The sequence below is a fragment of the Brevundimonas vesicularis genome, assembly GCF_032067225.1.
In the GTDB taxonomy this organism is placed as follows: domain Bacteria; phylum Pseudomonadota; class Alphaproteobacteria; order Caulobacterales; family Caulobacteraceae; genus Brevundimonas; species Brevundimonas vesicularis_F.
Genome location: NZ_DAMBJX010000078.1, coordinates 1 through 10999 on the forward strand (window position 1 = coordinate 1; position 10999 = coordinate 10999).

The window sequence follows — 10999 nt, forward strand, 5'->3', positions numbered from 1 at the left end:
CATCTCGGCCAGCGGCGCGTATTCCAGATTGGTCAGACCCGCCCCCCCATTCTCACCTTCATGGGTGCCGGGCAGGAACATGTTCCACAGCCCGGCCTCTTTCGCGGCCACCTTCATTTTCTCCATGACCGGCGGCTGACGGTTCGAATCCTCGCGCACCTGGGCGAAGTATTCGGCTTCACGCGTGATGACCTGCTCGTCCAAGAAGCGACGGACGCGGGCGTGCCAATCCAGGGCGCGGTCGGAATGTTTGAAGTCCATGTCGTTTCCTCTTTCCCGTTCGCGCTTCTATCGAGCGCTCGATACGAAAACGGCGCGGCCCCTGTTCGGGAGCCGCGCCGCCATAACTGGTCGTTCAGACCGGCATCAGCGCTTCAGCAGCGGAGCCAGCTTCTGGGCGATCATCATGTCGCCGGCGATTTTCAGCTTGCCCTGCATGAAGGCCATCATCGGGTCCAGCTTGCCTTCCGACAGAGCCATGAAGTCATCCCACTTCATCGAGACGGTGGCGTCGGCGGGCTTGTCTTCGTTGGTGACCGTATTGGGCGTAGAGGCACCGTCGATGAAGATCTTGCCCTCGTCGCCGAGGTCGAGCTTGACGGTCTTGCCGAGGCCGGAGTTGTCGCCGACGGCGCCGCGGATGTGTTCGGTGACTTGTGCGAGATCGGGCATTGGGGGCGTCTCCCTGTTGGACGTTGTGAACTACGGGTTAGCCCGCATCGGCGGGGGCGCCAAGATCACGTCGGGGAAAGCTCGGTCACTTCTCGTCAGCGGATCTGGAATACAGGCTGGCTGCGCCTAGCGCGACCATGAAGAAGGCGAACGCCGTCACGATAGCGGCGACGAAGGGAACAGCGGATTGCGGCATTGGAAATCTCCTCTGCCGCCTTTCTGAGCTCTGTCGCGCCAGCGCGCCTTGATCAGAATCAAACCTTATTTGTCGGGATCGCCGTCGCGGAACCGCCACTTCATCACAAGCACGCCGGACGCCATCACCAGGGCGCATGCGTTGGCGACCGTGACAGGCCAGGCCTTTGTCATGATCCCATAGACGACCCAAAGCACGAAACAGGTCACGGTCAGGGAATAGGTCTTCAAGCTGACCGACGACGCGTCGCGCTCCTTCCAGATCTTGACCGCCTGAGGCGCGAAGCTGGTGATCGAGCAGATCGCAGCCGCTGAGCCGACGACATTGGCGATCAGGTCGCCCATGCCGCGATCACCGACATGCCTTTGAGGTTAAATCTGCACATTCCGCACTCTCGGCGGCCGCCCGAATGGATGTCACCGTCGAACGCCAGGCGGCGGCCGTCTGGCCTGGGTCACCTGTTCGAAGGCGTAACCCAGCGAAAGGATGCGCGCATCGTCCCATTTCCCGCCGAGGAAGCTGATTCCCACCGGCACTCCCCGATCGAAGCCCATCGGCACGGTCAGGTGCGGATAGCCGGCGACGGCGGCCAGCTGGCTGGCCGATCCCTGCATGTCGTCGTCGTCCTTGGGATCGTTGGTCCAGGCGCGCGACGTGGTGGGCGCGATCAGGGCGATCACACCATTGTCCCTCATCAATCGATCGATGCCGTCCGGCCCCGCCAGTCTAAGCGAGGTTGCCCGCGCCTCCAGATAGTCAGCGTCGGTCAAATCCCCCATCGCCTGGGCGCGCTCGAAGATGTCCTGACCGAACAGCACTGTCTCGCGCGGCTCGGCGGCGTTGAAGGCGATGACGTCGGCCAGGGTGCGGGCCCGAACCTGCTCCGGGTTGGTCGAGGCCAGATAGGCGTTCAGATCGTGTTTCAGCTCATAGAGCAGCACCTTGAACTCGGCCGCGCCTATGACCCGGCCATCCGGTCCCTCGGGCAGATCGACCAAGACAGCGCCGGCATCGCGCAGGGCCTTCAGGTTATGCTCGAACACCGCCTGGGTTTCGGGCGAGTAGCCTTTCAGGAACCGCATCACCCCGATCCGCGCACCGCGCAGCGCGTTGGCGTCCAGCCCGGCGGCGTAGTCGACCTTGCGCGCATCGGCCTCGACCGTCGCCGGATCGGCCGGATCGGACCCGGCGATGACGGTCAGCACCCTGGCCGCATCCCTGACGGTGGTCGCCATCGGCCCGGCCGTGTCCTGCGAATGGCTGATGGGCACGATGTGGGTGCGCGAGACCAGGCCCACAGTCGGTTTGAACCCGACCACGCCGTTGACCGACGCCGGGCAGGTGATCGACCCGTCTGTCTCCGTTCCGATGGCGACGGGCGTCAGCCCCAGCGCAACCGCCGCCCCGCTGCCGGACGACGATCCACAAGGCGTGCGCGCGGGATCGTAGGGGTTTAGCGTCTGGCCGCCGGCGGCGCTCCAGCCGCTGATCGAGTCCGACGAGCGGATATTGGCCCATTCCGACAGATTGGTCTTGCCGACGATCACGGCCCCTGCACCGCGCAGTCGCGTGACCAGCGGCGCGTCCCGTCCCGGCGCATTGTTCGCCAGCGCCAATGACCCGGCGGTGGTCGGCATGTCGGCCGTCTCGATATTGTCCTTCAGCAGGATCGGCATGCCGGAAATCGCCGACACGCCCCTGCTGGGTGATGTCGCAGTCCAGACCAGCACCGAATGGGCGCTGTCATTCGCCCGCCCCGCAGCGACCACGGCGGACGCAGACGGATAGGCGCTCTGCCCGGTCGCGCAGCCCGCGAGGGCCAGCGCGACCGCAGCCGCCAGAATCAGTCGGCCTTGGGTTCGGCCCGCTTGCCGATCGTGCGGTCCAGGAAGTCGAGATAGGTGCGCCATTGTTGCAGTTGCCTCGGATCGCCGCGGACGCCGTGCCGCTGGCCGGGATAGAGCATCATCTCGAACGGCACGCTCTTGGCCTGCAAGGCGTCGATGACGCGCGTCGCATTGCCGAAGATGACGTTGTCGTCGGCCATGCCGTGCAGCAGCAGCAGCCGCCCCGTCATGTCATCCAGCCGCGGCAGGACGTCGGTGGCGGCATAGCCCTCCGGATTGGCCTGGGGCGTGGACATATACCGTTCGGTATAGTGAGTGTCGTACAGGCTCCATTCCGTCGGCGCCGCGCCCGCCAGAGCCGAGGCCAGGCCGGCGTCCTTGTCCGTCAGTGTCAGCAGGCTGAGGAAGCCGCCGAAGCTCCAGCCCATCACCGCGATATGGTCGGCATCGACGTAAGGCAGGGTCTTCAGCCATTGCGCGGCCTGGGCCTGATCCTCGACCGCCGGAATGCCCAGGCGGCGATAGATGCTGGTCTCGAACGCCTGCGACCGGTCGCCCTCGCCGCGATTGTCGACGCGGAAGACGATGTAGCCCGCCTCGGTCAGCAGTTGGTTGGTCAGGGGCTGCCAGCTCTTCTGCACGCCCGCCCCGGTGCCCGGCCCGCCATAGACCTGCATCACCACCGGATATTTCTTCGACGGATCGAAGTCGGGGGGCGTGGTCATGCGCCACACCAGGGTCTGGCCGTGGCTCTGCATCGTGCCGAACTCGGGCGTACGCAGGCGCGAGACGTAAGGGGCGAACGGATGGCTGGCGTCGAGCTTGTTCTCTTCGATCCAGCGCACGCGCGTGCCGTCGATGCGGTAAAGCGCCGACTGCGTCGGGGTCGCCGGGTCCGAATAGTTGCCGACATAGGCCGTCGCCGGCCCGTTCACCGACACCGTCCACCAGCCGCCGCCCGGCGTCACCGCGACCGGATCGACCGTGCGGTTCAGGTTGGCGCGGAACATCTGCTGCTCGATCGGCAGTTCCTTGCCGTCGCGCATCGAGGCGGTGAAGTAGACATCGCCGGTCTGTTCGTTGACGCCGTCCAGATGTTTGACCGGATAGTCGCCGCGCGTGATCGCCCGCAGCCGTCGCCCGTTGCGGTCGTAGAGGTACAGGTGCCGCCAACCCGAATCCTCGTTGGACCAGATGAACCGGCCGTCCGACAGGACGCGGAAGTCGTCGTTCAGATCGACCCAGGCCTGCGCCTTCTGGCTGAGGATCACGCGTGACGCGCCGGTCGTCGGATCGACGCTCAGCAGGTCCAGCGTCTTCTGGTCGCGCGACTGACGCTGGACATACAGGGTCTTGCCGTCGCCGGACCAGTTCACCCGCGCCAGATAGATGTCGGTGTTGGATCCCAGGTCGACCTTGACCCGTCCCCCGCCCTGTAGGTCGCGCACATACAGTTCGACCACAGCATTGGGCCGCCCAGCGCGAGGATAGCGCTGCTCCACCATCGTCGCGCCGCCGCCGGTGATCTCGAAGCGCGGCACGATATCGACCGGGCTCTCGTCCACGCGCGTCATGGCGATGTAGCGCTCGTCGGGGCTCCACCAGTATCCGGTGTCGCGATCCATCTCCTCCTGAGCGATGAACTCGGCCGTGGCCCAGGTGATCAGGCCCGCGCCGTCGTCGGTGATCGGCGTCTCCTTGCCGCTCGCCAGATCATAGACGACCAGATTCTGATCGCGGACATAGGAGACGTAGCTGCCCTTGGGCGACACCTTGGCGTCGATCTCGTCGGCGGGCGTCTCGGTCAGGCGGCGCACCTTGCCGTCCGCCCGGTTCGCCAGGAAGATGTCGCCTTCCAGCGGCGCCAGGATGTAGCGGCCCTGCTGGTCCCACGAATATTCGACCACGCCGCGCGCGCTGATCCGCATCCGCTCGCGTCGGGCCTTTTCGGCCTCCGACAGTTCGCCGGCGTCGGGAACCAGCGCCCGTGCGTCGATCAGCTTGTAGGGTTCGCCCTCACCCGTCGGCGCGGCCCACAGGTCCTGCACATCCACATTGTCCTCGCGCGAGCGCAGAAAGGCGACCAACTGGCCGTCAGGCGACAGGCTGACCCCCTTGGCCACCGGCCCGTTCAGGCTGGGGCTGGAGAAGACCCGTTCGGGCGTCAGGATGTTGGAGGGCGTCTCCTGCGCAAGCGCCGAACTGGCGGACAGGAGGATGGTCGAGGCGAGAAGAAGGGTGCGCATGGGTCGGGACGCTAGCCGCGCTTCTGCAAGCCGTCACGAGGAAATGTCGTCGCCGTGTGAAAGGCTTGTCCTTCCCGGCGAGAGGTTCTCAGATTAGAGAGACGCACGATGACAGACGCCGCCCTCTCCCCCGCCCCCGTGAAAGCCAGTCCGTTTAACGAGCTGGAGGTTCTGTGGGTGCGCCACTGGACCGACAGCCTGTTCAGCTTCGGCGTCAAACGGCCCGAGGACTTCCGCTTCCGCTCGGGCGAGTTTGTGATGATCGGCCTGCCCGGCGAAGACGGCGGAAAGCCTGTTTTGCGCGCCTATTCCATCGCCAGCCCTTGCTGGGCCGAGGAGCTGGAGTTCTTCTCGATCAAGGTCGCCGACGGCCCCCTGACCTCGCGCCTGCAGAAGATACAGCCCGGCGACACCGTCCTGATGGGCAAGAAGCCGACGGGCACCCTGGTGCTGGACGCCCTGACTGGCGGCGAACGCCTGTTTCTGATCGGCACCGGCACGGGGCTGGCGCCTTGGCTCAGCGTTGCGCGCGATCCAGAGACCTATTCCCGCTTCGGCCATGTCTATGTGATCCACACGGTCCGCAGCGTCGCCGACCTCGCCTACCGCGACTTCTTCACCCGCGAGATCCACGACGATCCTCTGATCGGCGACGAGGCCAAGGCCCAGCTGACCTATTACCCCACCGTGACCCGCGAGGATTTCGAAACCCCCGGCCGCATCACCGACCGCATCAAGTCCGGCGACTTCTTCCGCGACCTGGGCCTGCCCGAGGGGTTCGACCCCGCCCGCGACCGCGCCATGCTGTGCGGCTCCATGGCCATGATCAAGGAAGCCGGCGAACTGCTGGAGACCTATGGCCTGAAGGAAGGCTCCAACGCCGAACCGGCCGACTATGTTCTGGAACGCGCCTTCGTCGGTTGAGACAGTCTGACGGCTTGGCTTGCGCGGCCTGACCCGCTAACCCCACGCCCATGTCAAAGCCTGCTCTTGTCGCCGTCGATGCGCGCGTCGATCCCGCCGAATGCCAGTCGATGGCCGAGGTCCGCCAGGGCGTCGACGCCCTGGACCGCGCCCTGGTCGCCCTGCTGGCCGAGCGCCAGCGCTACATGGACGCCGCCGCCCGCATCAAGCCCGACCGCGACGCCGTCTTCGACCAGGCCCGCATCGACGACGTGGTCGCCAAGGTTCTGGTCTCGGCCGAAGCCCACGATCTGTCACCCGATATCGCCGAACCCGTCTGGCGCCTGCTGATCGACCGCTGCATCGCCCACGAGTTCGCCACCTATGACCGGACTCGCAGCTAGGACGGCACACACCAACCATCCTAACCGAGCGAAAAGTTCGACCTAGTTTCAACCGATTAGGTCGCAGCAGCGTCAATCACTCTGCCGTTCTTTCAGGGCGCCGTATAATGGGCGTCCGGTCTTTGACATCGCGACGCGCCTCGCTCGCCGAAATTGCACTTTCTTGTATTTTGCACGCGTTTTCGGAGTGCAGTGCAATTCTATCCGCTTCGCCTCAGCCCTTAAGGCCGCGCAGCATCAGTTCGTGGCGATAGGCTGCAACATCAGCCAGGGCGGCCTCCAGCGCGTCGCGCACCCGTTCCACCGCCGGCGCGGCCAGCTTCTGGTCCACCGATTCCGCCTCGGCGCAGATCGCCGCCAGGTCTCGCGCGCCGATGCCCGCCGCCGCGCCTCGGATCGTATGAACCCCGTCGCGCCAGCCCTCGACCTTGGGATCAAGCATCACGGACCAAAGGTCGGCCTGATTGACGAACAGGCCCAAAACTTCCTCGTTGATGGCGTCGTCCCCGCCCGTCATGCCGTTCAGCACGGCGAAATCGACGGCGCCCGTCAGATCGCGCAACGCCATCAGGCCGCCGTTTCCTCGCCCTTGGCGAGGCGCGAGTTCCGCGAGGACCAGAGCAAATAGATCGCCACGCCGACCACGTTCCAGACCACGAAGCCGATCTGCGTCACCGGCTTCAGGCTCAGGAAGAAGACGATACATCCGATCACGCTGATCGCCCCAACCACCGGCCACAGCGGCGCCTTGAACACCCGCTTGCGACCGGGCTCGCGGATGCGAAGCACGATCAGGCAAACCCCGACCGAGCAGAAGGCCGCCAGCGTCCCCGCATTGGCCAGCGACGCCAGTTCGTCCAGCGGCAACAGCCCCGCCAGGATCGCCACGACGATGGCGGTGAACACCGTCACCACCGCCGGCACGCCCCGGCTCGACACCTTGGCCAGGCGGCGCGGCAACAGGCCATCGCGCGCCATGCCCAGGAAGATGCGGCTCTGGCCGAACAGGAAGGCCAGCAGCACGGTCGGAAGCGCGATCACCGCCGCCGCCGCAATCCACTGGGCCGCCGTCCCCTGTCCCATCTGGCGCAGGATCAGGGCCAGCGGCTCGGGGCTGCTGGCGAAGGTCGCGACAGGTCGCGCGCCGATGGCTGCGGCCGCAACGACCAGATACAGCGCCGTGCAGATAAGCATGGAGCCGACAATGCCGATGGCCAGGTCACGCTCGGGCTTCTTGGTCTCTTCCGCCGCCGTCGAAATGGCGTCGAAACCATAGAAGGCGAAGAAGATGATCGCCGCCGCCGCCATCACCCCCGTCTGGACGAATGGCGCGCCGAACCCATTGGGCATGAAGGGCGTGAAATGCTCGGGCTTGAAGGCCGGCAGGGCGATGGCCACGAACACCACCAGCGCCGCGATCTTGATCAGGACCAGCACCGCGTTCAGTGTCGCGCTTTCCTTGGTGCCCAGCAGAAGCAGGCCCGTCACCACCCCGATGATGGCCACGGCCGGCAGGTTGATGATGCCCCCCGCATGCGGCCCGGCGACCAGCGCCGTCGGCAGATCGATCCCCAGCCCGCTCAAAAAACCAACCGCATAGCCGGACCAGCCCACCGCCACAGCGCTGACGACCAGCGAATATTCCAGGATCAGGCTCCACCCAACGATCCAGGCGATCAACTCACCCAGCACGGCATAGGAATAGGTGTAGGCGCTGCCCGCCGTCGGCATCATGGTCGACAGCTCGGCATAGGCCAGAGCCGCGCAGGCGCAGACCAGGCCCGCAAGGCCGAAGCTGATCAACACGGCCGGGCCCGCCAACCCCGCCCCGACCCCGATCAGCGTCAGGATGCCGGTGCCGACGATGGCCCCCACGCCCAGGGCCAGCAGGTGCGGCCAGCTCAACGTCGGCTTCAGCCGCGGTCCGTCGTGCGGCGCCATCATGGTGTCGATTGATCGACGACGGTTCCAGAAGGCCATGATGTTCGCTCCCCCGCCGCTTGCCGCGGCTGATTCCACGGGGACCATACTCCGTCGCAGAAAGTTTGCGAAAGCGCTTGCCAACCCCCGAACCGCTGGGTAGTAGGAGCGCCCTTCGGCAAGGCCTCGGCTCCGAAGACGCAGACGATCGGTCGGGTGATTAGCTCAGTTGGTAGAGCAGCTGACTCTTAATCAGCGGGTCGTAGGTTCGAACCCTACATCACCCACCATCGTCTTTCTCCAGAATGTATGGATACACGGCTGGCTGGCTTTACTGCGAGGCTAGATCGCGTTTTTCGCCGGTTTGTATCGCACCGTCAGAGAACCAGGATCGACAAGCCCTGCAGTTCGCGCGACTGATCACAAAGGCAGCCGCCGATCTGCTCAAGCATTCCCCTCTTCACCGGTTACGCCCGATGACTCCTGCTCCGCTGAAACGCATTCTGATCGTTGGGGGCGGCACGGCCGGCTGGATGGCGGCCGCCGCACTGGCGCATGTCACGCGCGGCACTGTGAAGGTCGAGTTGGTCGAGTCGGAGGTTATCGGCACGGTTGGCGTCGGCGAGGCGACCATTCCGCCGATCCTGCTGTTCAACCAGTTGCTGGGCATCGACGAGAACGAATTCGTCCGCGCCACTCAAGCCACCTACAAGCTGGGCATCCAGTTCAACGACTGGTTCCAGAAGGGCCGGAGCTATTTCCACCCGTTCGGAACCTATGGCACGCGCATCGACGCCGCCTCCTTCCACCAATACTGGCTAAGGCTGAACAAGGCGGGGCTGGACGACAACCTGGACGCCTATTCCGTCACGACGATGGCAGCGCGCATGGGCCGGTTCACCCGGCCTGACACCGACCCGCGCGGCGCCGCCTCGCAGATGACCTACGCCTTCCATTTCGACGCCGGCCTGTACGCCAGGTTCCTGCGTCAGCGCGCCGAGGCGAATGGCGTGGTGCGGCATGAGGGCAAGATCGCCGACGTGCGCCTGCGCGACGGCGACGGCTTTATCCAGTCGGTGCGGTTGAACGACGGCCGCGAGCTGGAGGCGGACTTCTTCATCGACTGTTCGGGCTTCCGCGGCCTGCTGATCGAAGGCGCCCTGAAGACGGGGTACGAGGACTGGACCCACTGGCTGCCGGCGGACCGTGCTGTGGCCATGCCCTGCACCCGGGTCAGCGATCCGACGCCCTATACCCAATCGACGGCTCTTGAGGCGGGGTGGCGCTGGCGCATCCCGCTGCAGCACCGCACCGGCAACGGCTATGTCTATTGCAGCCCCTACATCTCTGACGACGAGGCCCAGGCCAGGCTGCGCGCCTCTCTGGACGGCGAGGCGATGGCGGATCCCAACTTCCTGCGCTTCACCACCGGTCGCCGCAAGAAGACCTGGAACAAGAACTGTCTGGCCCTGGGCCTGGCGTCAGGCTTCCTGGAACCGCTGGAATCGACCAGCATCCATCTGGTGCAGTCGGGCATATCCAAACTGCTGCTGCACTTCCCCGACACCGGCTTCGCCCAGGCCGATATCGACAACTACAACCGCATGATGCGGCTGGAGACCGAGCGCATCCGCGACTTCATCATCCTGCACTATCACGCCACGGCGCGCGACGACTCGCCCCTGTGGCGCCACGTGCGGGCCATGCCGATTCCCGAGACGCTGAAGCAGAAGATGGACCAGTTCCGCAGCCGGGGCCGCATCTTCCGATATGAGGACGAGCTATTTCAGGAGACAAGCTGGATCGCCGTGCTGCTCGGCCAGGGCGTCATTCCCGAGCGGCACGATCCGATCACGGAGACCATTCCTCTGGAGCAGGTCCAGCAATGGTTGCAGAAGATGAAGGCGATGATCCAGCAGGGCGTGGCGCGGATGCCGACGCACGAGGCCTTCATCGCCGCCAACTGCAAGGCGCCGCCAATCAACTGAACCACTCGACGCGACCGACCTGATTAGGTCTGGACAGACCGTTGAGCTCTTGGATTTCGCGCGGCGCGGCTTAAATGCCGATGCCTGCCGCTGAACGGAATCCGACCTATGGCCGACTACGACTACGACCTCTTCGTCATCGGCGCCGGTTCGGGCGGGGTGCGGTCGGCGCGGCTGACGGCGCTGGATGGCAAGAAGGTCGCGGTCGCCGAAGAATATCGGGTCGGCGGCACCTGCGTCATCCGTGGCTGCGTGCCCAAGAAGTTCATGGTCATGGCCTCCGAGGTCAGCCACGCGCTCGAGATCGCCGAGGGCTACGGCTGGTCGTTCGACAATGCCAGACTCGACTGGCCCACCTTCCTTGAAGCCAAAGACGTGGAGATTGCGCGGCTGTCCGGCATCTACGCCGCCAACCTGGGCAAGGCCGGGGTCGAACTGGTTCACGGGCGGGCGGTTCTGAAAGACGCCCACACGGTCGAGATCGTCGGCAAGGATCGCACCATCACCGCCGAAAAGATCCTGATCGCCACAGGCGGCCGCCCCTGGAAGCCGGACGAACTGCCGGGGATCGAGCACGCGATCACGTCCGAAGAAGCCTTCCACCTTCCGGAACTGCCCAAGCGCATCATGATCGCGGGCGGCGGCTATATCGCGGTAGAGTTCGCCGGCATCTTCGCGGGCCTGGGCGTGGAGACGACCTTGATCTATCGCGGCCCCAACATCCTGCGCGGCTTCGACGACGATGTGCGCGCGCACCTGGCCGGAGAGATCGAAAAGCGCGGCATCAAGGTCATTCTGGGCTGCCAGCACGAGAAGATCAAAA

10 protein-coding genes, 1 tRNA gene and 1 pseudogene are annotated in these 10999 nt (G+C 65.3%); 5 read left to right on the forward strand and 7 right to left on the reverse strand.

Annotated features, from left to right (window positions below; translation table 11 throughout):
* The 5 genes and pseudogenes from RT123_RS14415 to RT123_RS14435 all read right to left on the reverse strand — a co-directional run.
* Nucleotides 1-261: pseudogene (locus RT123_RS14415) on the reverse strand (acyl-CoA dehydrogenase family protein); the annotation flags it as partial.
* Between the two features lie 105 nt (nucleotides 262-366).
* The gene (locus RT123_RS14420; RefSeq protein WP_039243606.1) at nucleotides 367-672 is read right to left on the reverse strand and encodes an SCP2 sterol-binding domain-containing protein; all 306 of its coding nucleotides are present in this window, start codon (nucleotides 670-672) and stop codon (nucleotides 367-369) included.
* Between the two features lie 261 nt (nucleotides 673-933).
* Nucleotides 934-1212, reverse strand: coding sequence for a SemiSWEET transporter (locus RT123_RS14425; RefSeq protein ID WP_313009851.1), 279 nt, complete (start codon nucleotides 1210-1212; stop codon nucleotides 934-936).
* Between the two features lie 72 nt (nucleotides 1213-1284).
* Nucleotides 1285-2778, reverse strand: a complete 1494-nt coding sequence (locus tag RT123_RS14430; RefSeq protein ID WP_313009852.1) for an amidase — start codon at nucleotides 2776-2778, stop codon at nucleotides 1285-1287.
* Nucleotides 2712-4961, reverse strand: coding sequence for a S9 family peptidase (locus RT123_RS14435; RefSeq protein WP_066551642.1), 2250 nt, complete (start codon nucleotides 4959-4961; stop codon nucleotides 2712-2714). The genes RT123_RS14430 and RT123_RS14435 overlap by 67 nt, the downstream gene beginning before the upstream one ends.
* 108 nt (nucleotides 4962-5069) lie before the next feature.
* On the opposite strand from RT123_RS14435, the gene RT123_RS14440 reads away from it, so the two are divergent.
* Together RT123_RS14440 and RT123_RS14445 are read left to right on the forward strand one after the other, a co-directional pair.
* Nucleotides 5070-5885: a ferredoxin--NADP reductase gene (locus RT123_RS14440; protein ID WP_017506196.1), complete on the forward strand. Its 816-nt coding sequence runs from the start codon at nucleotides 5070-5072 to the stop codon at nucleotides 5883-5885.
* Between the two features lie 50 nt (nucleotides 5886-5935).
* Nucleotides 5936-6268 carry a chorismate mutase gene (locus tag RT123_RS14445; RefSeq protein WP_091747140.1) on the forward strand — a complete coding sequence of 111 codons (333 nt, stop codon included), beginning with the start codon at nucleotides 5936-5938 and terminating at the stop codon, nucleotides 6266-6268.
* Nucleotides 6269-6482: 214 nt separating this feature from the next.
* On the opposite strand, the gene RT123_RS14450 is transcribed toward RT123_RS14445, so the two are convergent.
* Entirely contained in the window at nucleotides 6483-6836 is a 354-nt protein-coding gene (locus RT123_RS14450) for an Hpt domain-containing protein (protein ID WP_091747144.1), read from the reverse strand.
* Nucleotides 6836-8248, reverse strand: coding sequence for an amino acid permease (locus RT123_RS14455; protein WP_091747147.1), 1413 nt, complete (start codon nucleotides 8246-8248; stop codon nucleotides 6836-6838). The genes RT123_RS14450 and RT123_RS14455 overlap by 1 nt, the downstream gene beginning before the upstream one ends.
* 154 nt (nucleotides 8249-8402) lie before the next feature.
* Here RT123_RS14455 and RT123_RS14460 point away from each other — a divergent pair.
* The 3 genes from RT123_RS14460 to RT123_RS14470 all read left to right on the forward strand — a co-directional run.
* Nucleotides 8403-8478, forward strand: a tRNA-Lys gene (locus RT123_RS14460).
* 186 nt (nucleotides 8479-8664) lie between these two features.
* A complete protein-coding gene (locus RT123_RS14465; protein WP_313009854.1) occupies nucleotides 8665-10176 on the forward strand; it encodes a tryptophan halogenase family protein in 1512 nt (503 codons plus the stop codon).
* A 108-nt stretch (nucleotides 10177-10284) separates the two neighbouring features.
* Nucleotides 10285-10999, forward strand: a 715-nt coding sequence (locus RT123_RS14470) for an FAD-dependent oxidoreductase (protein ID WP_313009856.1), incomplete at its 3' end; no start/stop codon positions are given.

Bases quoted from the DNA above. Each gene is read 5' to 3' on its own strand.
- RT123_RS14425 (WP_313009851.1), bottom strand. From the start codon at position 1,212: ATGGGCGACCTGATCGCCAATGTCGTCGGCTCAGCGGCTGCGATCTGC.
- RT123_RS14435 (WP_066551642.1), bottom strand. From the start codon at position 4,961: ATGCGCACCCTTCTTCTCGCCTCGACCATCCTCCTGTCCGCCAGTTCG.
- RT123_RS14440 (WP_017506196.1), top strand. From the start codon at position 5,070: ATGACAGACGCCGCCCTCTCCCCCGCCCCCGTGAAAGCCAGTCCGTTT.
- RT123_RS14455 (WP_091747147.1), bottom strand. From the start codon at position 8,248: ATGGCCTTCTGGAACCGTCGTCGATCAATCGACACCATGATGGCGCCG.
- RT123_RS14430 (WP_313009852.1), bottom strand. From the start codon at position 2,778: ATGGCGCACCTATCTCGACTTCCTGGACCGCACGATCGGCAAGCGGGC.
- RT123_RS14450 (WP_091747144.1), bottom strand. From the start codon at position 6,836: ATGGCGTTGCGCGATCTGACGGGCGCCGTCGATTTCGCCGTGCTGAAC.
- RT123_RS14420 (WP_039243606.1), bottom strand. From the start codon at position 672: ATGCCCGATCTCGCACAAGTCACCGAACACATCCGCGGCGCCGTCGGC.
- RT123_RS14445 (WP_091747140.1), top strand. From the start codon at position 5,936: ATGTCAAAGCCTGCTCTTGTCGCCGTCGATGCGCGCGTCGATCCCGCC.
- RT123_RS14465 (WP_313009854.1), top strand. From the start codon at position 8,665: ATGACTCCTGCTCCGCTGAAACGCATTCTGATCGTTGGGGGCGGCACG.